Here is a 25588-nt window from a genome sequence, read left to right as displayed (position 1 = left end):
TACCCCCCATGTTGCATGCCGATTCTCGTGCTGGCTCGTTCTCGACCTTGCGGTCCGTGGCCCGTGCGATCTTCACGCTGGCGTCCGCCTCACTGGCCCTCGGCGCTCAAGCCGCCACGCTGCAGGTAGGCAACGGTGCCGAGCCCAGTACCCTGGATCCGCAGAAGGTCAACGGCAACTGGGAGAGCCGGATCACCCGGGAGCTGTTTGATCGGCTGATCAATTACGGCCCCGACGGCTCTCTGGAACCGGGCCTGGCCGAATCCTGGACGCTGTCCGACGACGGCCTGGTCTACACCTTCACACTGCGCCAGGCTTACTGGTCCGACGGCGAGCCGATCACCGCCGACGATGCCGTCTTCGCGCTGCAACGTCTGGTGACGCCGACCACCGCCAATCACAACGCCAACCTCTACTACCCCATCGTCAACGCCCGGGCGATCAACACCGGGGAGGCCGAGCCGGAGAGCCTCGGCGTCAGCGCGCTGGACACCCACACCCTGGAAATCCGGCTGTCCGAGCCCACCGCCTATTTTCTTCAGGCCATGGCGATGACCGAGGCCGCCCCACTGCCCCGTCACCTGCTGACAAGCGGCGTCGAGGACTGGACCCGGCCAGACACCCTGGTGGCCAGCGGCCCCTTCGTGCTGGCCGACTGGAAGCCCCAGGACAAGGTGGAAGTGACCCGCAACCCCCACTACTACGCCGCCGACGAGGTGACCCTCGACGGCGTCGACTTCCACGCCATCGAGGACACCTCGGCGCTGATGAACCGTTTTCGCTCGGGCGAACTCGACATCGCCTACGGCGCGGTGCCTTCCGCGCGGTTCGAGTGGGCCCAGGAGAACCTGAGCGAATCGCTGCGGGTCGGTCCGCTGATCGGCAGCTACTTCTATATGCTCAACCTGCGTGACGGCACGCCGCTCAGCGATAAGCGGGTGCGCGAGGCGCTGAATCTGGCGCTCGACCGCGAGGTGATCACCGAACGCCTGCTGGGCATGGGCCAGACGCCGTCCTACTGGTTCGTGCCGCGCACCATCGCTTCGCCCACCTCGGCCCGCCTCGACTTCCATGACCAGGACATGGACAGCCGCCGGGCCCGTGCCAGCGAGCTGCTGGATCAGGCCGGCTACGGGCCCGATCGACCGCTTGAACTTGAGCTTTCCTATAACACCCTGGAAGACCACAAGAAGATCGCCGTGGCCATCGCCGCCATGTGGCGCCCGCTGGGTGTGGAGATCGAGCTGGTCAATCGCGAGGCGGCGGTGCACTTCGCCGGCCTGCGCCAGGGCGACTTCGAGATCGCCCGCTACGGTTTCGTGGCCACGGTCAACGACCCCTACGACTTCCTCAACGCCTACGCGGCGGGCGGCTCGGCGGCGGCCAGCACCGGCTACGCGGATCCCGAGTACGACGCCCTGGTCGAGGCCAGCACCCATGAGCTCGACGTGGCTCGACGCGCCGCGCTGATGACCGAGGCCGAGCAGCGCCTGCTGGACGCCGACGTGATGCTGCCGATCTACGACTACGTGGTCGTCAATCTGGTCTCGCCGGACGTCGAGGGCTGGCAGCCCACGGCACTCGATGTGCATCCGCTGCGCTATGTGTCCGTGGACGAGGCAGCCGCAAAATGAGCAAGCCCGGCCCCACCCTACCGCTGGGACACCCTCGCCCAGCCCCGATCCATGAACCCATTGGGCGCGGCCGCGAACGCCCCGCCCGCCGCCGCAAGCGAGGAACGGCACCATGCTGAGCTATACCCTCAAGCGCCTGGCTCAGGCCATTCCGACGATGCTGATCGTCATCACCATCGCCTTCTTTCTGATGCGCATCGCTCCCGGCGGCCCCTTCGACGGCGAACGCGCGCTGCCACCAGAGATCGAGGCCAACCTGATGGCCGCCTACCACCTGGACGAGCCGCTGTGGCAGCAGTACTTCCGCTATCTGGGTAACCTGGCCCAGGGCGACTTCGGCCCCTCGTTCAAGTACAAGGACTTCACCGTCACCGAGCTGATCATGCAGGGCTTTCCGGTCAGCCTTCAGATCGGCGGTCTGGCGATGCTGCTGGCGCTGGCGATCGGGCTGCCGCTGGGCATCATTGCCGCGCTGAAACGCAACACCGCCGTGGACTACGCGGTAATGGGCACGGCCCTGGCCGGGATAGCGGTGCCCAATTTCGTGGTCGCCCCGGTGCTGGCGCTGGTCTTCGGGGTCATGCTGGGCTGGCTGCCTGCCGGCGGCTGGAACGACGGCGCCCTGCCCAATCTGATCCTGCCGGTGATCGCCCTGTCGATCCAGCAGATCGCCTACATCGCCCGCATGATGCGCGCCAGCATGATCGAGGTGATGGGCAGTCACTATATTCGCACCGCCCGGGCCAAGGGCCTGACCGAGGCCGAGGTGGTCTGGCGCCACGCGCTGCGTCCGGCGCTGCTGCCGGTGACCTCCTACCTGGGTCCGGCCATCGCCGGCATCATCACCGGCTCGGTGGTGATCGAACAGATCTTCGGCATCCCCGGGATCGGGCGTTACTTCGTCCAAGGCGCGCTCAACCGGGACTACACCCTGGTGATGGGCACGGTGGTGTTCTACGGCGCGCTGATCGTGCTGATGAACCTGATCGTCGACCTGATCTATTCCGCCCTCGACCCCCAAATCCGCTACGACGACTGAGGCGACGCCATGACCACCGATACCCTCGCCCCCAGCGCCCCTGCCGGCGACAGCCTTGGCCGCGATGCCTGGCGGCGCCTGACTCAGAACCGCGCCGCCATGGTCAGCCTGTGGCTATTGGGCGCCATGACCCTGGCCTGCTTTATCGGCCCCTGGCTAACCCCCTGGGGGCTGGCCGACGTTGACTGGAACGCCTTTGATGTAGGACCCACCCTGGAGGGTGGCCACTGGCTCGGCACCGACGCCAACGGCCGCGACCTGCTGACCCGAACCCTCTACGGAGGCCAGGTATCGCTGTCGGTGGCGCTGGTGGCGACCTTCGTCAGCCTGATCATCGGCGTGCTGTATGGCGCCATCTCCGGCTATGTCGGCGGTCGCCTGGACAACCTGATGATGCGCTTCGTCGACATCATGTACTCGCTGCCCTTCATGTTCCTGGTGATCCTGCTGATGGTGGTATTCGGCCGCAACATCTTCCTGATCTACGCCGCCATCGGCGCGGTGGAGTGGCTCGACATGGCCCGCATCGTGCGCGGCCAGACCCTGGCGCTCAAGCAGCGTGAATTTGTCGAGGCGGCCCACGCGCTGGGCGTCAAGGACGGCAAGATCGTCACCCGTCACCTGATTCCGAACGCCATCGGCCCGGTGATCGTCTATGTCACCCTGACGGTACCCAAGGTCATCCTGCTGGAGAGCTTCCTGTCGTTCCTCGGCCTCGGCGTGCAGGAGCCACTGACCAGCTGGGGCGTGCTGATCTCCGAGGGGGCCGACATGATGCAGACCTCACCCTGGATGCTGCTGGTGCCCTCGGTGTTCCTGGCGCTGACGCTGTTCTGCCTGAACTTCCTCGGCGACGGCCTGCGTGACGCCCTCGACCCCAAGACCCGCTAAGTGACGACGGAGACGCGACCATGACCGACACACAACATAAGCCACCCCGTCGTCCCGCCCGCGAGGCGCTGCTCGAGATCGAGGGGCTCAGCGTCAGCTTCGAGCTGCCCCACGGCACCGTCCAGGCGGTCAAGGACGTGAGCTTTGCCATCAATCCCGGCGAGACCCTGGCGCTGGTGGGTGAATCTGGCTCCGGCAAGTCGGTGACCTCCACCGCCGCCATGCGCCTGTTGCCGGAGCTGGCCCGGGCCGAAGGGGTAATTCGCTTCAAGGGCGAGGAACTGCTGAGCGCCACGCCCAAGCGCATGCGCCGGATTCGCGGTGGCAACATCGCCATGATCTTCCAGGAGCCGATGACCTCGCTCAATCCACTGCACCGCATCGGCGACCAGATCAAGGAAGTCCTCGACCGCCACCAGAACGTGAAAGGCAAGGCGGCCACCGCCAAGGCCATCGACCTGCTCGAGCAGGTCGGTATTCCCGAACCCAAGCGGCGCATCGCGAGCTATCCCCATGAGCTGTCCGGCGGCCAACGCCAGCGGGTGATGATCGCCATGGCGCTGGCCGGCGAGCCAGAGATGCTGATCGCTGATGAGCCCACCACCGCGCTGGACGTCACCGTCCAGGCCCAGATTCTGGATCTGCTCAAGGACCTGCAGCGCCGTTATGGCATGGCGATCCTGTTCATCACCCACGACCTGACCATCGTCAAGCACTTCGCCGACCGGGTCTGCGTGATGCGCCACGGCGAGTTGGTGGAACAGGGCGAGACCCGGGAGGTCTTCGCCAACCCGCGCCATGACTACACCCGCATGCTGATCGACGCCGAGCCGCGAGGACGCAAGGCCACGGTGCCTGACAGCGAGCCCATGGTGCTGGAAGCCAAGGATATGCGAGTGCGCTTCGCCCTCAAGAAGCGCCTGTTTGGGCCCAGCGAGTATTTCGAGGCGGTGCGCGGTATCGATGTCACTATCCGCCGCGGTCAGACGGTGGGCATCGTCGGGGAATCCGGCTCGGGCAAGTCGACCCTGGGGCGTGCCCTGCTCAGGCTACTCAAGAGTCAGGGCGAGATACGCTTCCACGACACCCGACTCGACGTGCTCGACAAGACTGCCATGCGGCCGATCCGCTCGAAGCTGCAGGTGGTGTTCCAGGATCCCTACGGCTCGCTGTCGCCACGCCTGACCGTGGGCGACATTATCGGCGAGGGGCTCAAGGTCCATGCTCCGCACCTGTCCCGGGCAGAGCGCGACGCCCAGGTGATGGCCAGCCTGAAGGAAGTCTCGCTGGACCCTGCCATGCGCAACCGCTACCCCCACGAGTTTTCCGGCGGCCAGCGCCAGCGCATCGCCATCGCTCGGGCACTGGTCCTCAAGCCAGAATTCCTGCTGCTGGATGAACCCACCTCGGCGCTGGATCGCTCGGTGCAGGTCACCGTCATCGACCTGCTGCGCGAGCTGCAGCACAAGCATGGGCTGACCTATCTGTTTATCAGCCACGACCTGGCCGTGGTGCGGGCGCTGGCCGACACCGTGCTGGTGATGAAGGACGGCCAGGTGGTGGAACAGGGCAGCGCCGAGGACTTGTTTGCTGCACCCAAGACCGCGTACACCAAGCGCCTGCTGGCCGCCGCCATGCTCGACCAGGTGGCGTAGGCGGGAAAGGCGCTGCCAGAGCCTTCACCCCTGGGGTGGGGAGAGAACGAGGGAGTGGGAGAGCAGTCGACCACTCCTAGTGTTCGTGCGAGACTTGTTTTATCTCATCAGCTCTGGCGAGATGCCTCTGAATGAAACTGAAGCGCCTGACTTTGGAAAACTTCCGCGCCAAGGCCTACCTATCGATGGCACTGGGCCAACGTCTTACCCTGCTGCTTGGCTCAAATGGCAGCGGCAAGACCACATTGCTTGATGCGATTTCCATTGGTCTTGGCGAGGTGCTGACTTACCTGCCAGGTGTCTCTGGCATCTCCTTCAAGAAGCGCGGAGAGATTCTTCAGCAACACAACCGCCAGGCGCCCTATACCAGGATCACCTTGGAAGCCCTGCATGGACTGACCTGGGATAGGATGCAGCGACGCGACAACAGCAAAAATACCGCCGAAGAAATCCCGGCGGGCCGGGGCATCAAGAACCTCAAGCACTATCTGGATGCTCAGGTGATCACCCCCTGGTCAGCCGGTGAGCCCTTCGACTTGCCGGTCTTCGCGTATTACGGCGTCAGTCGCGCCCTGCTGGATCTTCCTCTCAGCCGCAAGGGCTTTCCCAAATCCCACGAACGCTTCGACGCCTTGACCAATGCACTGAATGCGGACTCTCGGTTCAAGTCGGCTTTCATTTGGTTCTATAACAAGGAAAACGAAGAACACCGGCTTCAGAAACAGCACAAGAGCTTCGACGTCACTCTGCCAGAGCTCGACGCGGTTCGCCGCGCCATCACGCGCATGTTTCCCGATTTATCCGAACCTCATATCGAGCTGAACCCACTGCGCTTCGTGGTGAGACAGCGGGAGGAATGGCTCAACATCGCACAGCTGAGTGATGGCCACCAGACACTGCTGGGTCTCGTCATTGATTTAAGTTCACGTATGGCCATGGCCAACCCCCACCTTGACGATCCGCTGACGGCGGAGGCTGTGGTGATGATCGATGAAGTCGACCTCCACCTCCATCCCCAGTGGCAACAGAGAGTCATTGGTGACCTACTGACAACCTTCCCCAACACCCAGTTTGTCGTGACGACCCACAGCCCCTACATCGTAGAGGCGCTGAACAATCACCTCATGCGCAGCAAGTTTGAAAACGGCGCGCTGAATGACACGGAAGCTGTATCACTACTTCCTCTCTCACCACGCCAGGTTGCAGCCTATCGTCTCGATGGCGAGGACATCCTCTCGCTGATGGCAGAAGACCGTGGACTCATCGACGATCAGCTGCTCGTCCATTTCAATGACATCAACCGCCTTTACGACCAGATGCGAGATATCGAGTGGGAGCATCACAATAGATGAACCTCGGGCGCTACCAGCACTGTGTCTGTACACGATTGGACAACACTCAACCTCTGTGTGCGGCGGAGCTGACCTTTTCTGAGCGAGGCAAGCAGGTTCGGCTGACACCAAAAGCTGGAGAAACTGCCGTGGCAGTGGTACTTGATGGCTGCGTCATGACGGATAACCACCTGAAGTGCGATGGCCTGTTCTTGTGGAAAAGACGCCGGACTGCTGCGGCTGTACTTGTCGAGCTAAAGGGCGCAGGTGACATTCGACATGCCTTCGAACAGCTTGCTCACGCCAGGACCCGGGCGGAATATCAAGAGCTGCTGCAGAGCATGGAAGACCACCAGGTCAGAGAAATGGCGGTCATCGTCAGCAACGGTCAGCTCTCCAAACCAGAAAAGGAACGTTTGGAAGCGCACTACGATATTCGCGTAAAGACCATCTTGCATAGTGAAGCCAGCACGCCGATTCCAGAGCTGCGCGACTATCTTTGACACCACCGGTACGCTGCGCGATCCATGGGCGTCTTCCCCCAGATGCCCCCAAGCGGGTCAAGCCTGCGCCAGGGAGCCGCTTAACAGCAGGCCCAGGGCTACCAACGACAGCGCCCCTCCAGGGAGGGGCGCTGCGGGGTCAATGCCAGTGGCCGTGGTCTTGCGACCAAACGGATCAGAAGCGGTAGGTGACCTGGGCACCAAAGGCCTGGGCGGTGTTCTCGAAGTCCGCCTCGTAGGTGCCGCGGTTTTCCTCTTCCTGGGACAGTTCCGCGTCGGACTCATGAATGTAGCTGTAGGCCACGTCCACGGTCAGATCCGGCATCGGCGTCCAGCCGGCACCGAGTGAGAAGATGATGCGATCATCGGACGGCACCCGCACGCTGCGATATTCGTCCTTGATCGGTGTCTCGTCGTAGGCCAGGCCGGTACGCAGGACCCACTGGGGATTCAGCTGGTAGGTAGTACCCACGGAGTACTGCCAGCTGTCCTCGTAGTTCTGGGCCTCGACGATTTCACGCACATCATTCTCGACGCGCAGCTCGTCAAACTCGCTCCAGTTGGTCATGGCGGCACCGGCCATCACCGTCCATCGGTCGTTGATCTGGTGAGTGGCCGAGAAATCCCAGACGGCAGGCAGGGTAATGGACAGGGCGGCGTCCGCAGCCTGGGTCCGCGTACCTGCCGCGATTGTGCCAGGGAAGGGGCCGGCCTGCGCGCCACGGACGTTGGTAAAGCGCGCCTTGCCCTCCAGGTCATACTCCACTTCGGAGTGATAGGCGAAGCCGAAGGTGGTGTGTTCCCAGGGCTTGTACATGGCGCCCAGGGTATAGCCCCAGGCGTTGTCATCACCCTCAATGTCGACATCGCCTTCACCCGCGATACCATTGCCGCCCAGAGGCGCACCGGTTGCGGCGTCGAACAGGCCTACGGGGCCACCCTGGGTATTGGCGGTCAGCTCGCCGTCGATCTGGTTATAGGTCAGACCGAAGCCCGCCGAGAACTGTTCGCTGAACTTGACCGAGATGGTCGGCTGGACGGTCACCACCTCAACCTTGCTGCGATCGCCAAAGAAGCGGCCCTGGAATTGACCTTCGTAGTCGGTGATCAAACCGAAGGGCGCATACACGCCGAGACCGAAGTGCAGGTTGTCATTGATCGGCTGCACGTAGAAACCGAACGGAATCACACTGTTGGGCACCATATCGCCTTCGTTGGAACCCGTCGCGCTGCCATCGGCATTCTTGATATCGGTATCTACGGTCAGGAAGGCGGCACCGGCGGTGACCTGAGCGCGATCAAGAAACGACATGCCGGCGGGGTTGCCGAACACGATGCTGGCATCATTGACGGTAGAGGCGCGGCCCGCATTGGAAGTGCCCTGCCCGCTGACACCTTGCTCATTCAGCTGGAAGGCACCGGCCATGGCTTGACCAGAAAGAGCGGAGGCGGCCACGGCAACCGCCAGGGTCAACGGCTTGACTTTGTTATAGATCATCTCGACGTCCTTAATATCAGCAAGCGTGTCGGCGCATTTATTATCGGCTGGCACCGCCTTTGTTAGCGGGCTTGATCGCAGTGTTTGCGAAGGCGGGCGAGAGTTCAAGGCCAAACGTTCGTTTTAATAGCTAATTTGCTCATACTTTGGTCCAACGAATTTTGCTGATAACGTCAATTCAGTGACTTAGGACTTCATGCTTTGTTGTTTACGGCATAAAAATATCCCCTTGACCATTGGGTAACACAAAGGTTTTACACTGACATTGCACCACATCGCTCCCTGTCCCGCGCCACCCCGCCCAAGGAGACAAGATGAAAGTCAGTGAACTGGCCACATCCGTAGGGGTCACGTCCGAGACCGTTCGTCACTACACCCGAGAGGGCTTGCTGTCCCCGAGCAAGGACCCAGCGAACGGCTATCACCGCTACTCGGAGCAGGATCGTGAACGCCTGAGCTTTATTCAGCGCGCCCGCACCCTGGGCTTCAGCCTGGCCGACATCCGCCAGATCCTGGTTCATGCAGACCAGGGTGACTCTCCCTGCCCACTGGTCCGCGACCTGTTGGCGGAGCGGCTGCCGAAGATACGCCAGCGTATTGCGGAACTGGAAGCGCTGGCTCAGCGCATGGAAGACGCCATGACCAGCTGGCAGGACATGCCGGACGGCATGCCCAATGGCCATAGCCTGTGTCGACTGATCGAGAGCGTCCCCGCAGACGCCCCGGCAACAGGGGGCTCTTCCTGTCCTTCCCTGGCCCATCGGCAGGAGGCGCCATGACACTCCCCAGCCGCCCTTCTCCCCGCCCGTCGTCCTGTGACAGCCGCTCCACTGACATGGACAGCGCAGCCAGCAGGGAACCAGCGGGAAACCGTGCAGAGACCAGACAGCTTCAGGTCAGCGGCATGTCGTGCCAGGGCTGCGTCGGACGCATGCGTCGCGCCGTCGAGGCAGGCGATGAGGGGGCCGAGGTCTCCGGCGACCCTGCCAGCGCGAAACTGACGGTGACCTCCCGGCTGCCGCTCGACGACATCCTGCAGCGACTGGACGAGGCCGGTTATCCCGCACTGCCAATGCCGGCCGCATCCACAGGGGCAGAGTCAGAAAGCACCGAGACGGACCCGTCAGAGGCCTCCGCATCATCCCATGGCGAAACGTCGACAGTCGCGCCCGAGCCATCCGCCTCTTCTCAGGCGGCGTCCTCGGACGCCGGTGCGAGCAAGGCCACTCGCCTGGCCATTCACGGAATGACCTGCGCTGGCTGTGTCGCTAGCGTTCAAAAGGCTCTGACGCATACCCCCGGTGTCGAACAGGCAGACGTCAACTTTGCCTCTCATACAGCACGGGTGCGGGGCAGCGTCGATCCCCAGGCACTGGTGCAAGCGGTCGAGTCGGTGGGATATGGCGCCACGCCCATTGTCGACCTGCGCGAGGCGGAAAAGCAGCGAGCACAGCGCAACCAACGGGACTACCGGCGCATGCTCAAGGGCAGCATCGCCTCCCTGGGGCTCGCCGTCCCCCTGATGATCATGATGCTGATCCATCACCCGGCCCCAACCGGCGTGGCGCGTCTTGGCTGGGGACTGGTCGGTCTGGCGACCCTGGCAGTGCTGATCGGCCCGGGGCGCCAGTTCTTCCGTGGCGCCTGGAAAGCCCTGCGTCATCATCAGGCCAATATGGACACCCTGATTGCCCTGGGCACCGGTACCGCCTGGCTGTATTCCATGGTGGTGGTGCTGGCAGCGCCCTGGCTACCCGAGGCCGCCCGAGGCCTCTATTTCGAGGCGTCCGCCATGGTCATCGGTCTGGTGCTGCTGGGCAAGGCGCTGGAGCTGCGCGCCCAGGGGCATACCTCCGAGGCGCTGCATCGGTTGCTCGATTTGCAGAGTCAAACCGCCCGCCTGGTGACCCAGCATGGTGATCAAGAAGTCGCCATCGACGACGTCACCGAGGGCGACCTGATCCGGGTACGACCCGGCGAACGCCTGCCGGTGGACGGCCAGGTGACCGAAGGCAGCAGCTACATCGACGAATCGATGCTGTCAGGGGAGCCCGCCCCCGTCGCCCGCGGGCCAGGGGACGAGGTCAGCGCCGGCACCGTCAACGGACGCGGCTCACTGGTATTCCGCGCCACCCGCATTGGCGCGGACACGCGGCTGGGGCGGATCACCGAACAGGTGGCGACGGCCCAGGGGTCGAAGCCGCCCATCGGCAATCTCGCGGACCGGGTGTCTGCGGTCTTCGTGCCCAGCGTCATGATTATCGCGGTGTTGACCGCTCTGGCCTGGTACCACCTGGGCCCCGAACCGGCGGTGATTCACATGCTGGTCACTGCCACCACGGTGCTGATCATCGCCTGTCCCTGCGCCCTTGGGTTGGCCACGCCGCTGTCGACCATGATCGGGGTAGGCAAGGCGGCCGACCACGGCGTACTGATCCGCTCGGGCGAGGCGCTGCAGACGGCCAGTACGCTGACCACCCTGGTGGTCGACAAGACCGGCACACTGACCGAGGGACGTCCCAGAGTGACCGACGTGCACTGGTTCGATTCGCGTGGGCTCGAACGCTCATCGCTGCTGGCACTCATCGCGAATCTCGAGAGCCGGTCCGAACACCCGGTGGGGGAAGCGCTGGCGCGTTTCGCCGAGCAGCAAGCCGCCTCCGCCCACCACGGCGACGTCACCATCGACGACTTCGAGAGCATCACCGGTCAGGGGGTCAAGGCACGAACAGCGCAAGGGCCTACGCTGGCGATCGGCAACGGGGCATTGATGGAGGCACGAGGCGTCGATCTGCACGCCGCTGTTGACACGCTACCTGACTGGCAACAGCAGGCACGCACCCTGGTCTATGCTGCGCTAGACGATCAACTGACAGCAGCCTTCGCGATCGAGGATCCGCTGCGCCAGGACAGCCGAGACGCCATCGCTCGCCTCCAGGCCGATGGCATCAAGGTGGTCATGCTGACCGGCGACAACGCCGCCACCGCAACAGCCATCGGCGAAGCCGTCGGCATCGACGAGGTCCATGCGGAGCTGTCGCCCAGTGACAAGCATGCCGACATCGAACGACGCCAGGCCCAAGGGGAGATCGTCGGCATGGTAGGTGACGGCATCAACGACGCGCCAGCGCTGGCCCGCGCCAACGTGGGCTTTGCCATGGGCCAGGGCACCGACGTGGCCATTGAAAGCGCCGGCATCACGCTGATGCGGCCTTCTCTCCACGGGATCGCAGCGGCCATCGAGATCAGCCAGGCAACCTTGAGCAACATTCGCCAGAACCTGTGGGGCGCCCTCGGCTACAACGCCCTGTGTATCCCCATCGCTGCAGGTCTGCTGTATCCGCTGACAGGCACCCTGCTGTCACCGATGATCGCCGGCGCGGCAATGTCCGCTTCCTCCATCACCGTGGTCGCCAACGCCAACCGACTGCGTCTTAAACGGCTGCAGGGTGCTGTGACGCAGCCCTCGGCAAACGCTGACTCTTCTACAGCGTCAGGAGTCTCTTCATGAGTATCATCGTGACATTGGCGGGGCTGGGGCTCATCGCGCTGATCATCTGGTGGTTCTGGCTATCCTGAAAGAGCACTCCCGGCGTAAGGACCACATCGCTGGGCCAGACAGGCCTGAAGACGGGAAAAGGAGGCAAGACCATGAGCCAAGCGGAATCGCCCACGGGCCCCACCCTCGATCGAGTGCTGGAAACGGCGCTGTATGTGGCCGACATGGCCAAGGCACGACAGTTCTTCGAGTCGGCACTGGGCCTGTCCCCCTTTACCGCAGACCATCGCTTTACCGCCTATCAGGTGGGGCCCTCGGTACTGTTGCTGTTTCTGGAAGGGGGAACCCTCGAAACCGTCGTACTGCCGGACAACGGAGGCACCATTCCGCCCCACGACGGTCGCGGCTGGGTCCATATGGCCTTTGCCATTCGCCACGCAGAGTTGGCGGCATGGGAGTCCCGACTTCATGCCCATGGTGTCGAGATCGAAGGCCGAACGCGCTGGTCGCGTGGCGGAGAAAGCCTCTACTTCCGAGACCCGGATGGCCATCTGCTGGAACTGGCGACCCCGGGAGTCTGGCCCCATTACTGACGGCGACATCGTTGGGCACAGGGGGCGAGCCCCTCAGTGCCCCGTCACTGTCCCCCCAGGGAACGACCGTTCCACCTCAATCACGGCCGTTTCACTTAGCTAGCTGGCGCGGTTCAGGGCTCGACGCTGGCCTGTGCTTGGAAGGTATCAATCGACGGGGTCTGCGTGTTCGACCATCAGCTGCAGGGTTTCGCGCCCACGGTAGCGATTGCGATTGAGCTTGTAGGCACAGTGCAACGTCGACCCCACATCGAAGTCGGGCAGTTGGCCGGGCGTCAGACAGCGAAACCAGATGGCCTTCATCGTCAGCCCCTGACACGACAGTTCGAGTGACAGGTGACTGCCATCCCCTACCGGCTTGAGCCGCTCCACCACAAAGCGTCCCTCGAACAGGGGGGCCTCGAACTCGCGACCGAAGGGACCGAGCCCCTCGATCTCGACCAAGGTCTCGAGACGTAACTGCTGTTCAGAGAGCTCCCCGTCGGTGTCGATACAGGGTACCAATTCCCGCTCGCCCAACTGTTCGCGTACCGCGGTCAGCATCGCACCTCGGAAAGCGTCGAGACGCGACTGCACCACACCGACTCCAGCCGCACCGCGATGGCCGCCAAAACGGACCAGAGCATCGGGGGCAAGCTGATGGGCACGTTGCAGCGCATCACGCAGATGCAAGGCGTCTACTGAACGCCCGGAACCTGTCAGCATACCGGCTTCTGCCGCAGGAGTGAGCACCAGCGTGGGACGACCATAGGCCTGCACCAGGCGCGATGCGACAATCCCCTGAACGCCAGGATGCCCATCCTCCAGATGCACGATGATCATCGGGTCATCGGCCTCCAGCGCCACTCTGGCCAGTGCCTTGGCATCAGCCACCATCTCCGCCTCGATGGCCTTGCGTGACTGGTTGTCGGCATCCAGCGTCTCAAGATGGCGCCGCGCCACGCTGTCATCGCTGGCCAGCATGAAATGCAACGCGGCGTAAGGATCATCCAGGCGCGAGCGTGCGTTGATGCGGGGCCCCATCTGGAAGCCTAGAGTCTCGGCATCGAAGGGCACGCTATCCGCTCCCAGCCGCTCGGCCATCACTCGCCAGCACGGCTCGCCCATGCGATTGATCACGGCCAGACCGTGACGAACCACAGCACGATTGATGGCGCTTGCGCCCAGGGAGACACAATCGGCCACCGTGCCCAAGGCCACATAGGACAGCCAGGGCGACAGCTTGGGCGTCGACGGTGACAGCACCGCCTGCTCGATCAATGCCTGGCGCGTCAGCGACATCAACAGCCACGCCACCATGCAGCCGGCGATGGTGGCATCGGGATAGTCACAGTCCTGTCGGGTCGGGTTGACCGTGGCATAGGCCGACGGCGGCGGACCCTCCACGGGCAATGCGTGGTGGTCGCTCACCACCACGTCAATGCCGGCCTGCTTCAGCCGGGCAATACGCGCTTCATCACTACTGCCGCAATCGGCGGTGATCACCAGGCTTGGGCGGGGACTGAGCCGCAGGGTACGCTCCACCAGCGGCAGGCTGATGCCATACCCATCATGAATGCGGTGACCAATCAGGCTGTGAAGTCGTGATGCCGGTACGCCAAACAGCTCGTTCAAGGTGCGCCGGATCACCACGTGGGACGTGATGCCGTCGACATCGTAGTCGGTAAGAATACCGATATGCTCCCCTTCGGCCACCGCCCTGGCGATGCGCTCGGCGGCACGCGGAGCATCGGCCAGGCGTTCAGGGTGTACCAGGTAGCGCAGACTGGGATCGACCAGGGGCTCGAGCTCACCTTCGTAGTCCACCAGGCGGCCAGCCAGCAGGCGAGCCTGCAGCTCGGACAGGCCAGCGTCCAGGCCCTGACGGTAGAGGGATTCATTGCGCTGGCGGCGCTGTATTCTCGGACGTGGCTCGACAAAGGGGCGCGGGGCACTGTCGATCACAGAAGACTCAGACATCGGACTCTCGGGATATGGGGGTAGGTGACGTTCCGGCGTCTATCCGGGGTCAGCGGGACAAATTGGCCCCTCGGCAGGACAGCCACTCCCTCAGCAGGCGACGCCGGCACCACCACCGGGTATCCCGATGGTGGTGCCGACGTCCGGACGCGATAGGCGTCATCGGCCTCAGCTGATCGGCAGCATCACATGTTCGCGGTAGGCGGTGCGCTGGGTCAGCTTGCCGTACCAGGCCTCCAGGTGGGGAAGTGTGGGACGTTCGATGTCCAGCTCAAACCACAGATAGACATAGGCCCCCAACGGAATATCGGCCAGGCCAAAGGCATCACCCGATAGCCAGGGTTGCTTGGCCAGCACCCCGTCCGCCAGGCGCAGTGCTTTTTCGAACCCCGACAGCCCACGCTCGATCGCGGCATCATCGCAGGTCTCGGGCGTTCCCCGCACCAGATTCATGATGAGGTCACGATAGGGCCCCGCCAGGCTGGCCAGGGCCCAGTCCATCCACATGCCCGAGCGACCGCGCTCGGCGGGGGTCGCCGTGTTCAGCTGAGCGTTACCGTAGGCATCCGCCAGGTAGCGCACGATGGCATTGGATTCCCACAGGACGAGGTCGCCGTCTTCAAGGCAGGGAATCAGCCCGTTTGGATTCTTGGCCAGATAGTCCGGCGTATCCAGCCCTCCGAAAGGCCCTCCCACGTCGATCCGTTCGAGCGTGATACCGAGCTCGGCGGCACACCACATGGGCTTCTTCACGTTGACCGAATTGCTGCGTCCCCAAAGCTTCATGATTGTCTCCCTGGCGAAACGGAACGGTCGAAGCGAGGTCCTCGCCTCGACCGGAACGGGCAAGCCTAGCGGCGGCGATGCTCGGCCACGAAGGCCTGTACCGCTTCGAGTCTAGCGGGAAGCACCTCGTAGCGTTCCTCACGCTCCAGCAGGTCTTCCATATGTGGCGGAAGCGGCACACCAGGGAAGCCCGCCTTGACCACTGCCTCGGCGAACTTGGCCGGATGGGCCGTCGCCAGGGTAATCATCGGCGTGGCGGCATCCCTGCGCTCGCGCTCGGCGGCACGGTAGCCGGTAGCGGTATGCGGGTCGAGAATTTCCTGGGTCCGGTGATGAGCCTCGCGGATCACCTCCAGAATGGTAGCGTCATCGACGCTGTGGCTGGCGAAGATGTCGCGCAGTCGGCCCAGGGGCGCGTCGGCCAACGCGGTCGGCTCCTGCTGGAAGCGTGTGAGCAGCGCATCGACGGCTGCGCCGTCCCGCTCGTAGGCTTCAAACAGCAGACGCTCGAAGTTTGACGACACCACGATGTCCATGGACGGTGCCAGGGTGGCCAGCAGGTCCTTCTTGGAGAAGTCATTGTCGGCCAGGGTGCGGTGAAGAATGTCGTTGGCGTTGGTCGCGATGATGAACTGCTTGACCGGCAGTCCCATGCGATATGCCACATAGCCGGCAAAGACATTGCCAAAGTTGGCCGAGGGCACGCAGAAGCTGACCTGGCGCTGGGGCGCCCCGACGGCCACCGCCGACGCCACGTAATACACCACCTGGGCCATGATACGCGCCCAGTTGATCGAGTTGACGGCTACCAGCCTAGTCCCCTCGAGGAAGCTCTGGTCAGCGAAGCTCGCCTTGACCATGGCCTGGGCGTCATCGAAGTTGCCTTCGATAGCGACATTGAAGACGTTGTCGGCCAGCACCGTGGTCATCTGGCGGCGCTGCACCTCCGACACCCGGTTGTGGGGGTGAAGAATGAAGATATCCAGGTTGTCACAGTGGCGGCAGCCTTCAATGGCCGCAGAGCCGGTATCCCCGGACGTGGCGCCCATGATCACCGCGCGCTCGCCGCGCTTCTGCAGGAAGTGATCGAGAATGCGGCCCAACAGCTGCAGTGCCACGTCCTTGAACGCCAGCGTCGGCCCGTGGAACAACTCCAGCAGGAAGTGGTTGGCATCCAGCTGGTTGAGCGGGACGACCGCATCGTGGCTGAAGGTGGCGTAGGCGTCCCGGACCAGGCCGCGGAAGGTGTCGTCGTCGATCTCACCGCCGACAAACGGCTTCATCACACGAAAGGCGATCTCGGCATAGGAGAGACCGGCCATGTCGGCCAGATCATCCGCGCTGAGTTGGGGAAAGTCCTCGGGCACGTAAAGGCCGCCATCGGTGGCCATGCCGGTGAGAACGACATCTTCAAAGGACAGCGCGGGCGCCTGCCCACGGGTGCTGATATAGCGCATCTTGTGATTCCTTGCCGCCGCTGCAGCGCGGCCTGAGGGGTCCAGCGAAGCGCCATGGGGCATGGCCGCGGCCGCCCCATGGACATCGTCAATCCTGCTCGTCGAGGCTCTCGACACGGATTCGGGTCACCGAACCCGCGATGTCGGCCAGGGCCTCGATCCGGCGGATGGCCTCGTTCATCTGCTTCTCGAGGGTGCGGTGCGTCATCAGGATAATCGGCACCAGCTCACCTTCGGTCGCTTCCTTCTGGATCAGCGCCTCGATGGAGATGCCTTCCTCGGACAGGATGGTGGCCACCCGAGCCAGCACCCCGGGACGATCAACCGCCAGCAGACGCAGATAGTAGGCGGTGGTGATCTCCTCCATCGGCATGATCGGCAGCTCGTCACAATCGTCGCTGACGCCGCTGAAGGCCAGGTACGGGGTCCGGTAGCGGTGCTCGGTGGAGATATCGCGGGCAACGTCCAGCAAGTCCGCGACCACGGCAGAGGCGGTCGGTTCGTCGCCGGCACCGGCGCCGTAATACAGGGTCGGGCCTACCGCATCCCCCATCACCGCGATGGCGTTCTTCACGCCGTGCACGCTGGCCAGCAGGCGCTCCTTGGGGATCAGGGTCGGATGCACCCGCAGCTCAAGGCCACAGCCGGTGCGCTTGGAAATCCCCAGGTGCTTGATGATGTAGCCCAGGTTATCGGCCTGCTCGACGTCCTCTGCGGTGATCCGCGAGATACCTTCGGTGTAGGCCTTCTCGAACTGCAGCGGCACGCCGTAGGCGATCGACGCCAGAATGGTCAGCTTGTGCGCGGCATCAATGCCCTCGACGTCGAAGGTCGGGTCCGCCTCGGCATAGCCAAGCGCCTGGGCCTCGGCCAGCACATCTTCGAAGGCACGGCCTTCGTCGCGCATGTGGGTCAGGATGTAGTTGCCGGTACCGTTGATGATGCCAGCCACCCAGCTGATGCGGTTGGCCCCAAGACCCTCACGCAGGGACTTGATGACCGGGATGCCGCCGGCCACCGCCGCTTCGAACGCCACAATCACGCCCTTGTCGTGGGCGGCCTTGAAGATCTCGTTGCCGTGCACGGCGATCAGCGCCTTGTTGGCCGTCACCACGTGCTTGCCATTGTCGATCGCCGTCATGACCAGGTCACGCGCCACCTCGTAGCCACCGATCAGCTCGACCACCACGTCCACGTTCGGGTTGGTCGCGACTTCGAAGACATCCTTGGTGGTACGGATACCGGTAAGATCACAGTCGGGGTTGATGCTGCGATGGGCGACCTGCTCAATGACAAGCGGACGCCCTGCCCTGCGGGCAATTTCATCGGCGTTTCGTGTCAGTACGTTGAAGGTACCGCCGCCGACGGTACCTAGCCCACAGATTCCCACTCTTACCGGTTTCAATGTCATTCTCCCTTACTCGCTGCCGCCACGGGCGGCAGTTGTGTCAGCGATGCGTGGTGGCCCGAATCTGCGTCGAGCCTTGTCGATGCGGGAGGCACCGGCCGCGCCAGCGCTCCCGCTCATTATTGGTCCGTCTTGCAGACAGCTGGCGATCAGCCGTCGATGCCCAGGCGTTCGGCCAGGCGCTCCGCCGGAACGTAGCCAGGCACCATGGTGCCGTCCGGCAACACGATGGCAGGCGTCCCCTGGACTCCGAGTTCAAGCCCCAGATGATACTGCTGCTCGACCGGATTGTCGCAGCTTGCAGCGTCGCTCGGAACCTCTCCCTCTTTGGCCGCGGTCATGGCTTCAGAGCGATTGTCGCTACACCACACCTGAGTGAGCTGACGCGCGCCCTCGCTCTGCATGCCGCCGCGCGGGAAGGCCAGATAGTTGACCTGAATCCCCAGCTCGTTCAAGCGCGGCACCTCTTCGTGCAGCTTGCGGCAATAGGGGCAGGTCGAATCGGTAAAGACGTGGATGGTGGCCTTCGGCTCGTCCACCCCACGGTAGACGATCTGGTCGGACTCGGCGACGGCGGCCAGACGCTCGGCGCGGCTGGCGTTGCGGCTCTGCTCGGACAAGTTGACCAGGCCGTCCTCGGCATTCTCGTAGAGATCGCCCACCAGAAAATGGCTACCGCTGGCGTTGGTGTAGAACGTTTCACCGGTTTCCAGACGAACCTCGTAGATCCCGCTCATCGGGGTGTCGAGCACTTGGCTCACCGGCATCTTCTGGCCATTCACGGACAGCTCGTTGAGCGCAGCGGGCGGCGCGGCAACGGCACTGCCGGCGGCCAGGGACGTGGCGAGCAGCGTGGCGGGAAGCACGCTGGTCAGCAGGGTCGCGAAGGAGGGGCGATTCATGAGTCAGCCTCGAGGATGATGATCGGCATGCAGGGCTTCCAGTCGCGCCTGCGCCACATGGGTGTATATCTGGGTCGTCGACAGGTCCGAGTGCCCCAGCAGCATCTGTACGACACGCAAGTTTGCCCCATGATTCAAAAGATGGGTGGCAAAGGCATGCCTCAGTGTATGGGGAGAGAGGGGGCGGTCGATACCCGCAACACTGGCGTAATGCTTGATTCGGTGCCAAAAGGTCTGGCGCGTCATGGCGTTGTCCCGCCTTCCGGGAAACAGCGCTGGCTTCTGGATATCGCTCATCAGTTCAGATCTGCCCTGGCGCAGATAGCGTTCCAGCCAGTCGCATGCCTCTTCGCCCAACGGCACCAGCCTGTCCTTCTGGCCCTTTCCGCGCACGCGCACCACGCCTTGCCGCAGGTTGATGGCGTCTGTGGTCAGGCCGATCAGCTCGCTGACCCTGAGCCCAGCACCGTACAGCACCTCGAGCATGGCCCGGTCGCGTAACCCCAGGGCGGCGGTCACATCTGGCGCCTGCAACAGGCGCTCGACCTCGTCCTCATCCAGGGCATCCGGTAACGCGGGACGCACCCGGGGCAGACGCACCTTGACCAACGGGTCCTCGTCGATCAGGCCTTCCGCCAGGGCCCAGCGGTAGAACCGCCGGAGACTCGACAACAGCCTGGCATTGCTGCTGAGCTGATAGCCTCCCTCACGACGCTGATCCAACCAGGCCGGCAGACTCTCCGCCCCCGGTGCCAGCAGCGTCAGAGCGGCCTCGTCCAACCAGGCCTGCCAGGCCTCGAGGTCATGACGATAGGCACTCAGGGTATGGTCGCTCACCCCTTGTTCCAGCCACAGGGTGTCGAGAAAGGTGTCGATGATCTGACCGTGGCCTGCGCTCATTGCCTGCCTCGCTGCCTGGGCGACCGGACGAATGCCAGGGCCTCAATGCACAAACACCCCGCCCCACAGAGGTGGTGACGGGGTGTCGGGAGAGGGAGGAAGGTCCTCCCTCGGACTGACTGACGCTTAGGGGAAACACTGCATAAATGCCTGCGCGGACGAATCGCTGCGTTGCGCACTGCTCGAACTCCTCACCTATACCGCATAGGCTCCGGGTTCTGCGCTGCGGGCGCCTGGCGCCTCAATCCGCTCGGCTGATGTATTCAGCGCTTCCTCAGGCGTCTTAGGCCAGCTTTTCCTTGATACGTGCAGACTTGCCGCTACGCTCACGGAGGTAGTACAGCTTGGCCTGACGCACGTCACCGCGACGCTTGACGCTGATGGAGTCAACCAGCGGGCTGTAGGTCTGGAAAGTACGCTCGACGCCAACACCGTGAGAAATCTTGCGCACGGTGAAAGCGGAGTTCAGACCGCGGTTACGCTTGCCAATGACAACGCCCTCGAACGCCTGCAGACGCTCGCGGTTACCTTCCTTGACCTTGACCTGAACGACGATAGTGTCGCCCGGGGCGAAGTCCGGCACCTGCTTGCTCATCTGCTCGGCTTCGAGCGCCTGGATCACCTTGTTCTTGCTGCTCATTTCACTTGCTCCTGAAATCGTTGTGATCCATCGATCGGTCGTGGATGCCGATGGATCGTGATCCCGGCACTCGAAGCTCGAGCGCTCGGGTCGTTGATGACGCAGGTCCGTCAGCGGCGATTGGCCGCCCGGTCGACCTCGTGACCGTCGTCCTGCACCTCCGCCTTGTCGGCGTATTCGTCGATGAACTCGTTCAACAGACGCTGCTGCTCCTTTGACAGAGCCCTGCCCTCGAGCAGGTCAGGCCGTCTCAACCAGGTACGCCCCAAGGACTGCTTCATTCGCCACTGGCGAATCTGTCCATGGTGACCGCTGAGCAGCACATCCGGCACCTTGCGTCCGTCGATTTCCTCCGGACGGGTATAGTGCGGACAGTCCAGCAGACCGTCATTGAAGGAGTCCTCGACCGCGGAATCCTGATGCCCCAGTACACCCGGCACCAGCCTTGCCGCTGTGTCGATCAGCACCATGGCCGGGAGTTCACCTCCACTCAGCACATAGTCGCCAATGGACCACTCCTCATCGATGTCCGCTTCGACCACACGTTCATCGATGCCTTCATAGCGTCCTGCCACTACCACCAGGGGCGGGCCTGACGCCAACTCGCGCGCGCCCTGTTGATCCAGCCTGCGGCCCTGGGGCGACAGATAGATCACTCGGGGTCGCTGCCCGGTCGCGACGTGCGCCCGGTCGCGAGCAGCGTGGATTGCACAACGCAGGGTGTCGACCTTCATCAGCATCCCCGGACCTCCGCCGTAAGGGCGGTCGTCCACGGTACGATGGCGGTCGGTGGCGTAGTCCCGGGGATTCCAGAACTCCAGCGTCACCTGGCCTTTGTCTACAGCCCTGCCGGTCACACCGTGGCGAGTGATCGCCTCGAACATGTCCGGAAAGAGTGACACCACCCCAATCCACATCTCACTGATCTCCCGTCAACGCGCTGCTTGATCGCCAGGCGATCAAAACTCCGGGTCCCAGTCGACCAGTATGTCCCCCGCACCCAGGTCGACGCGCTTGATCACGTCATCGGGCAGATAGGGGAGAAGACGTTCACGGTCGTCCGGAGCATCGCTACCCTTCACGACCATCACGTCATTGGCACCGGTCTCGAACAGATAAGCCACCTTGCCCAGCACAACCCCCTCGAGGGTCACGACCCGCAGGCCTTCCAGCTGGTGCCAGTAGTACTCTTCACTGTCGAGCTCGGGCAGGTCCTGCTTGGCCAGCAGAATGTCCGCCCCGGCCATCACTTCGGCCCGGTCACGGTCATCGATGCCTTCCAGCTGGGCGACCAGCCCTTGTCCCTGCTTGCGCCCCTGCTTGAGGCGGTGGCGTGAAAGCTGTCCGTCATGACGGACCACCCACTCGGCATAATCAAGAATGCCTTCCATGGGCGAGGTATACGAATACACCTTCATCCAGCCCTTGATGCCGTAAGGACTGGTCAGCTTGCCCAGCACGACGTAATCATCGCTGTGGCGATCGTCTTGCGCCGCTGGCGACGCGTTGTTGCCTTGGGGCGATGCCATCTGGGTCAAACCTCATTCACACCGGGACTGTCACAGGCAAGGCATTCGCCTCAGGCCTGCTTGCGTGCTTCCTTGACCAGCTCGGCAACGCGATCAGACAGCTGCGCGCCCTGAGACTGCCAGTGAGCAATGCGATCCAGGTCGATGCGCAGACGCTCTTCCTGACCACGTGCTACCGGGTTGAAGAAGCCCAGACGCTCGATGAAACGGCCATCACGGGCATTGCGGGAGTCGGTCACGGCGAGGTGGTAGAAGGGACGCTTCTTGGCGCCACCACGTGCCAGACGAATGGTAACCATACGTTGACTGTCCTTCGGTTGGGATTTTACGGATAACGGCGACGGACGGGTCTGCCACCGGTGTTTTGCTCACGACGAGGGCCGCGCCAATGCACGGTCCTCGAACGAAGAGGCAGTATTCTACGGAAAACCGCCCCCCTTGGGAACCTTTTTTGCCTCACCGGCCTTGACGGCCGGCACCGGCAGGAGCAGGTATCAATGCGGCCTCAGCGCCAGGGCATGCCGCCGGGGCCGCCCATTCCGCCCATACCACCGGGACCTCCTGGGCCACCGCCACCCATCATTCCGGACATGCCTCTCATCATTTTCTGCATGCCGCCCTTCTTGCCTGCCTTCTTCATCATCTTCTGCATCTGCTTGTGCTGCTTCAGCAAGCGGTTGAGGTCGGGCACCTGCAAGCCCGCACCGGCAGCGATACGGCGCTTGCGCGATCCGTTGATGATGTCAGGGTTGCGGCGCTCCTTGGGGGTCATCGAGTTGATCAGGGCCTCGAGCTTGCCCAGCTCCTTCTCGGGTCCAGGGCCCTGAGCCATATCGGCCATCTGCCCCATGCCCGGCAACTTGCCCAGCAGTCCGCTCATGCCGCCCATCTTCTTGAGCTGCTGCAGCTGTTCACGAAAGTCCTCAAGATCGAAGCCCTGGCCTTTCTTGACCTTCTTGGCGAGCTGTTCGGCCTTGCCCTTGTCGACGGTACGCTCGGCTTCCTCGATCAGGGACAGCACATCCCCCATGCCGAGAATGCGCGAGGCCACCCGGTCCGGATGGAACGGCTCGAGGGCATCGACCTTTTCGCCCACCCCCATGAACTTGATCGGGCGCCCCGTCACGTGGCGCACCGACAGCGCCGCACCGCCACGGGCATCACCGTCGGCCTTGGTCAACACCACGCCGGTAAGCGGCAGGGCGTCGGCAAAGGCGCGGGCCGTATTGGCAGCATCCTGGCCGGTCATGGAGTCGACCACAAACAGCGTCTCTGACGGCTCGATGGCCTGATGGAGCCCCTTGATCTCCTCCATCATGGCTTCGTCGATGGCCAGACGGCCGGCGGTATCGACCAGCACGACGTCGTGGAACTGGATCTTGGCGTGCTTCAGGGCGGCGTTGGCGATGTCCACCGGCGCCTGGTCCGAGCGAGACGGAAAGAAATCGACGTCGACTTCCTTGGCCAATGTCTCGAGCTGGTCGATGGCCGCCGGACGATAGACGTCGGTGGATACCACCAGCACCTTTTTCTTCTCACGCTCGCGCAGGTACTTGCCGAGCTTGGCCACGGAGGTGGTCTTACCCGCCCCCTGCAGACCCGCCATCAGCACGACCGCGGGCGTCCCCTTGAGAGAAAGCCCTTCATTGGCCTCCCCCATGGTGACTTCGAGCTCTTGCTGGACGATCTTGATGAACTGCTGGCCCGGCGACAGGCTGCGCGACACTTCCTGGCCGACAGCGCGCTCACGCACGCGTTCGATGAACGCCTTGACCACGGGCAGCGCGACATCGGCCTCGAGCAGTGCCTTGCGCACCTCGCGCAGGGTGTCCTTGATGTTATCGTCGGTCAGGCGGGCCTGGCCCTTGATCGACTTCAGCGTCTGGGAAAGACGCTCGCTCAAGTTCTGAAACATGGAACTCTCCAAAATACGCGGAATGCGTTGGCCTCGTGCGCGACGCGACATGGCTGGTGCGACCGGCCTTACGCGCCTCGCAAACCACCCTCCGAGGCGGCCGCATGCCTGCGCGGCCTTGACGTTGGGGCAAATTATACGCCTTGTGGCGCCGACTCTCCATGCGCTGACTCGTGACCGGTCTCGCATCACCTCTGCTGACGGGGAGCCCCGCTGGTTGGCGTTGACGACCAGCGCCAGACGCCCTGACTCTGTTGGCTGGCTCTATTGACTGGCTCTGCTGACTGGCTCTGTCGACTGACACTGGCAGCCCAGTCCAGGCCACCAGGTCGTGGCGCACGGCCCCTGGCTGTCAGAAGAGGTACGATCCGGTATAGTCATTGCCAGGGGACAGGGAGAGCGCCCTGCCCCGACGGTTCACTTCTTACCCATTGGCGCCAGCGTGGCGCACGGACAGCACAGCATGCAGGCGTTACCTCTGGCCCTACTGGCCTTTGTCTTTTATCTGGCAGCCGCTTCCTGGCAAGGCTTGACGCTGATTCGCCGAGTTCCCCCTCGCGATCTTCTGGTGCGCAGCTTTGGCACCCTGGCTGCCGCCTTGCACCTGGTCGTGGCGGGAGGCCTTATCGGGCTGGAAGGCTCGATGCTGCCTGGCCTGTCCACCAGCGCCGTGCTGGTGACAGCGCTGGCCGTCGTCGTCCTGCTCGGCGCCAGCCTGTTCAAGCCGGTGCTCAATATCGCCGCGGTGCTGTTCCCCTTTGCCGGCATCGTGTTGCTGCTGGGCATCGAGCTCCCGACACCCACCGGGCAGAACGGTATGACGCCGGGTATCGCCTTTCACGCTGTCAGCTCCGCCCTCGCCTTTGCCGTACTGGCCATCGCTGCCTTGCAGGCGATTTTGGTGGGCATTCAGAACAAGGCGCTGAAACACCACAAGATACGCGGAGTGGTGCAGGCGCTGCCGCCCCTCACCACCATGGAGCGGGTATTGTTCGAGATGATCTGGGTTGGCCAGGCCTTGCTGACCCTGGCCATCGCCAGCGGCGTTGTGTTCCTCGACAACATGTTTGCCCAACACCTGGTCCACAAGACGGTCCTGTCACTGCTGGCGTGGCTGGTGTTCGCAGTCCTGCTGCTGTGTCACTATCGCCTGGGGTGGCGGGGCATGCGTGCGGTTCGCTGGACCCTAGGGGGCTACCTGGCCCTGTTGCTCGCCTATTTCGGAAGCAAGTTTGTGCTGGAAATCCTGCTCGCGCACAGTTGATGGCAGGACTATCACCCCGACGCTGACCACCAAGAATAAAGAGTGCTACAAACATGGGGTTAGGCCTAAACATCCGGCATCCCGCCAGGGCCTTGGTACGGCCTGACAAGGCCTGCGAGGGTGACGCACCCGTCCTTGCCGTGACGGGGGCGACCTTGACACTCCCTGAGCGACCCCCTACAACT

General features: G+C 63.4%; 22 protein-coding genes. 10 read left to right on the top strand and 12 right to left on the bottom strand.

Annotated features, from left to right (window positions below; all coding sequences use genetic code 11):
• The first annotated feature begins 8 nt into the window (after window positions 1-8).
• The 6 genes from KUV45_RS20075 (at window position 9) to KUV45_RS20050 (ending at window position 7053) form a co-directional block, all read left to right on the top strand.
• Complete coding sequence (locus tag KUV45_RS20075; RefSeq protein WP_222164022.1) at window positions 9-1634, top strand: peptide ABC transporter substrate-binding protein; 1626 nt, start codon at window positions 9-11, stop codon at window positions 1632-1634.
• 112 nt (window positions 1635-1746) lie between these two features.
• Window positions 1747-2673: an oligopeptide ABC transporter permease OppB gene (oppB, locus tag KUV45_RS20070; RefSeq protein WP_222164021.1), complete on the top strand. Its 927-nt coding sequence runs from the start codon at window positions 1747-1749 to the stop codon at window positions 2671-2673.
• 9 nt (window positions 2674-2682) lie between these two features.
• Window positions 2683-3564 (top strand): ABC transporter permease, encoded by an 882-nt coding sequence (locus tag KUV45_RS20065; protein WP_206940411.1) that lies wholly within the window; start codon window positions 2683-2685, stop codon window positions 3562-3564.
• Window positions 3565-3584: 20 nt separating this feature from the next.
• Window positions 3585-5219, top strand: coding sequence for an ABC transporter ATP-binding protein (locus KUV45_RS20060; protein WP_222164020.1), 1635 nt, complete (start codon window positions 3585-3587; stop codon window positions 5217-5219).
• 131 nt (window positions 5220-5350) lie between these two features.
• A complete protein-coding gene (locus KUV45_RS20055) occupies window positions 5351-6571 on the top strand; it encodes an AAA family ATPase (protein WP_222164019.1) in 1221 nt (406 codons plus the stop codon).
• Window positions 6568-7053 (top strand): hypothetical protein, encoded by a 486-nt coding sequence (locus KUV45_RS20050; RefSeq protein WP_222164018.1) that lies wholly within the window; start codon window positions 6568-6570, stop codon window positions 7051-7053. The genes KUV45_RS20055 and KUV45_RS20050 overlap by 4 nt, the downstream gene beginning before the upstream one ends.
• A gap of 175 nt (window positions 7054-7228) precedes the next feature.
• Here KUV45_RS20050 and KUV45_RS20045 read toward each other — a convergent pair whose 3' ends face one another.
• A complete protein-coding gene (locus KUV45_RS20045; RefSeq protein ID WP_206940419.1) occupies window positions 7229-8551 on the bottom strand; it encodes an OmpP1/FadL family transporter in 1323 nt (440 codons plus the stop codon).
• A 314-nt stretch (window positions 8552-8865) separates the two neighbouring features.
• On the opposite strand from KUV45_RS20045, the gene KUV45_RS20040 reads away from it, so the two are divergent.
• From KUV45_RS20040 to KUV45_RS20030, 3 genes are all read left to right on the top strand, one after another.
• The gene (locus tag KUV45_RS20040) at window positions 8866-9330 is read left to right on the top strand and encodes a MerR family DNA-binding protein (RefSeq protein WP_222164017.1); all 465 of its coding nucleotides are present in this window, start codon (window positions 8866-8868) and stop codon (window positions 9328-9330) included.
• A 56-nt stretch (window positions 9331-9386) separates the two neighbouring features.
• On the top strand, window positions 9387-12062 hold the full coding sequence (locus KUV45_RS20035) for a heavy metal translocating P-type ATPase (RefSeq protein ID WP_374107048.1): 2676 nt from the start codon (window positions 9387-9389) through the stop codon (window positions 12060-12062).
• A gap of 140 nt (window positions 12063-12202) precedes the next feature.
• Window positions 12203-12643, top strand: a complete 441-nt coding sequence (locus KUV45_RS20030) for a VOC family protein (protein WP_206940423.1) — start codon at window positions 12203-12205, stop codon at window positions 12641-12643.
• A gap of 147 nt (window positions 12644-12790) precedes the next feature.
• Here the strand turns inward: KUV45_RS20030 and recJ are convergent, their stop codons facing one another.
• The 11 genes from recJ to ffh form a co-directional block, all read right to left on the bottom strand.
• Window positions 12791-14602, bottom strand: coding sequence for a single-stranded-DNA-specific exonuclease RecJ (gene recJ / locus KUV45_RS20025; protein ID WP_222164016.1), 1812 nt, complete (start codon window positions 14600-14602; stop codon window positions 12791-12793).
• A gap of 168 nt (window positions 14603-14770) precedes the next feature.
• The gene (locus KUV45_RS20020; protein WP_222164015.1) at window positions 14771-15388 is read right to left on the bottom strand and encodes a glutathione S-transferase family protein; all 618 of its coding nucleotides are present in this window, start codon (window positions 15386-15388) and stop codon (window positions 14771-14773) included.
• 65 nt (window positions 15389-15453) lie between these two features.
• Entirely contained in the window at window positions 15454-16845 is a 1392-nt protein-coding gene (gene thrC, locus KUV45_RS20015) for a threonine synthase (RefSeq protein WP_206940429.1), read from the bottom strand.
• Window positions 16846-16933: 88 nt separating this feature from the next.
• Entirely contained in the window at window positions 16934-18250 is a 1317-nt protein-coding gene (locus KUV45_RS20010) for a homoserine dehydrogenase (protein ID WP_206940846.1), read from the bottom strand.
• Between the two features lie 152 nt (window positions 18251-18402).
• Entirely contained in the window at window positions 18403-19155 is a 753-nt protein-coding gene (locus KUV45_RS20005) for a DsbC family protein (RefSeq protein WP_206940432.1), read from the bottom strand.
• Window positions 19156-19158: 3 nt separating this feature from the next.
• Window positions 19159-20055, bottom strand: a complete 897-nt coding sequence (gene xerD, locus KUV45_RS20000) for a site-specific tyrosine recombinase XerD (protein WP_222164014.1) — start codon at window positions 20053-20055, stop codon at window positions 19159-19161.
• Between the two features lie 283 nt (window positions 20056-20338).
• Entirely contained in the window at window positions 20339-20695 is a 357-nt protein-coding gene (gene rplS, locus KUV45_RS19995) for a 50S ribosomal protein L19 (RefSeq protein ID WP_045991330.1), read from the bottom strand.
• A 110-nt stretch (window positions 20696-20805) separates the two neighbouring features.
• Window positions 20806-21612 carry a tRNA (guanosine(37)-N1)-methyltransferase TrmD gene (trmD, locus tag KUV45_RS19990; protein ID WP_206940436.1) on the bottom strand — a complete coding sequence of 269 codons (807 nt, stop codon included), beginning with the start codon at window positions 21610-21612 and terminating at the stop codon, window positions 20806-20808.
• Window positions 21613-21654: 42 nt separating this feature from the next.
• Entirely contained in the window at window positions 21655-22224 is a 570-nt protein-coding gene (gene rimM, locus KUV45_RS19985; RefSeq protein ID WP_206940438.1) for a ribosome maturation factor RimM, read from the bottom strand.
• A gap of 50 nt (window positions 22225-22274) precedes the next feature.
• On the bottom strand, window positions 22275-22523 hold the full coding sequence (gene rpsP / locus KUV45_RS19980) for a 30S ribosomal protein S16 (protein WP_206940440.1): 249 nt from the start codon (window positions 22521-22523) through the stop codon (window positions 22275-22277).
• Window positions 22524-22729: 206 nt separating this feature from the next.
• Entirely contained in the window at window positions 22730-24139 is a 1410-nt protein-coding gene (ffh, locus tag KUV45_RS19975; protein WP_206940442.1) for a signal recognition particle protein, read from the bottom strand.
• A gap of 463 nt (window positions 24140-24602) precedes the next feature.
• Here ffh and KUV45_RS19970 point away from each other — a divergent pair, with 463 nt between their 5' ends.
• Window positions 24603-25403, top strand: a complete 801-nt coding sequence (locus KUV45_RS19970) for an inner membrane protein YpjD (RefSeq protein WP_222164013.1) — start codon at window positions 24603-24605, stop codon at window positions 25401-25403.
• The last annotated feature ends 185 nt before the right edge of the window (window positions 25404-25588 follow it).

Source organism: Halomonas sp. DP3Y7-2, from assembly GCF_019800795.1.
GTDB lineage: Bacteria > Pseudomonadota > Gammaproteobacteria > Pseudomonadales > Halomonadaceae > Halomonas > Halomonas litopenaei_A.
This window is presented reverse-complemented; position numbering and strand designations above follow the sequence as displayed.

Excerpts from the sequence above, each read along its gene's own strand:
- KUV45_RS20065 (WP_206940411.1), top strand. The coding sequence starts at position 2,683 with ATGACCACCGATACCCTCGCCCCCAGCGCCCCTGCCGGCGACAGCCTT.
- trmD (WP_206940436.1), bottom strand. The coding sequence starts at position 21,612 with ATGTGGATTGGGGTGGTGTCACTCTTTCCGGACATGTTCGAGGCGATC.
- rpsP (WP_206940440.1), bottom strand. The coding sequence starts at position 22,523 with ATGGTTACCATTCGTCTGGCACGTGGTGGCGCCAAGAAGCGTCCCTTC.
- xerD (WP_222164014.1), bottom strand. The coding sequence starts at position 20,055 with ATGAGCGCAGGCCACGGTCAGATCATCGACACCTTTCTCGACACCCTG.
- rimM (WP_206940438.1), bottom strand. The coding sequence starts at position 22,224 with ATGGCATCGCCCCAAGGCAACAACGCGTCGCCAGCGGCGCAAGACGAT.
- KUV45_RS20045 (WP_206940419.1), bottom strand. The coding sequence starts at position 8,551 with ATGATCTATAACAAAGTCAAGCCGTTGACCCTGGCGGTTGCCGTGGCC.
- recJ (WP_222164016.1), bottom strand. The coding sequence starts at position 14,602 with ATGTCTGAGTCTTCTGTGATCGACAGTGCCCCGCGCCCCTTTGTCGAG.
- KUV45_RS20050 (WP_222164018.1), top strand. The coding sequence starts at position 6,568 with ATGAACCTCGGGCGCTACCAGCACTGTGTCTGTACACGATTGGACAAC.
- oppB (WP_222164021.1), top strand. The coding sequence starts at position 1,747 with ATGCTGAGCTATACCCTCAAGCGCCTGGCTCAGGCCATTCCGACGATG.
- KUV45_RS19970 (WP_222164013.1), top strand. The coding sequence starts at position 24,603 with ATGCAGGCGTTACCTCTGGCCCTACTGGCCTTTGTCTTTTATCTGGCA.
- KUV45_RS20055 (WP_222164019.1), top strand. The coding sequence starts at position 5,351 with ATGAAACTGAAGCGCCTGACTTTGGAAAACTTCCGCGCCAAGGCCTAC.
- rplS (WP_045991330.1), bottom strand. The coding sequence starts at position 20,695 with ATGAGCAGCAAGAACAAGGTGATCCAGGCGCTCGAAGCCGAGCAGATG.
- KUV45_RS20030 (WP_206940423.1), top strand. The coding sequence starts at position 12,203 with ATGAGCCAAGCGGAATCGCCCACGGGCCCCACCCTCGATCGAGTGCTG.
- KUV45_RS20040 (WP_222164017.1), top strand. The coding sequence starts at position 8,866 with ATGAAAGTCAGTGAACTGGCCACATCCGTAGGGGTCACGTCCGAGACC.
- KUV45_RS20075 (WP_222164022.1), top strand. The coding sequence starts at position 9 with ATGTTGCATGCCGATTCTCGTGCTGGCTCGTTCTCGACCTTGCGGTCC.
- KUV45_RS20060 (WP_222164020.1), top strand. The coding sequence starts at position 3,585 with ATGACCGACACACAACATAAGCCACCCCGTCGTCCCGCCCGCGAGGCG.
- KUV45_RS20005 (WP_206940432.1), bottom strand. The coding sequence starts at position 19,155 with ATGAATCGCCCCTCCTTCGCGACCCTGCTGACCAGCGTGCTTCCCGCC.
- KUV45_RS20035 (WP_374107048.1), top strand. The coding sequence starts at position 9,387 with ATGGACAGCGCAGCCAGCAGGGAACCAGCGGGAAACCGTGCAGAGACC.
- KUV45_RS20020 (WP_222164015.1), bottom strand. The coding sequence starts at position 15,388 with ATGAAGCTTTGGGGACGCAGCAATTCGGTCAACGTGAAGAAGCCCATG.
- ffh (WP_206940442.1), bottom strand. The coding sequence starts at position 24,139 with ATGTTTCAGAACTTGAGCGAGCGTCTTTCCCAGACGCTGAAGTCGATC.
- thrC (WP_206940429.1), bottom strand. The coding sequence starts at position 16,845 with ATGCGCTATATCAGCACCCGTGGGCAGGCGCCCGCGCTGTCCTTTGAA.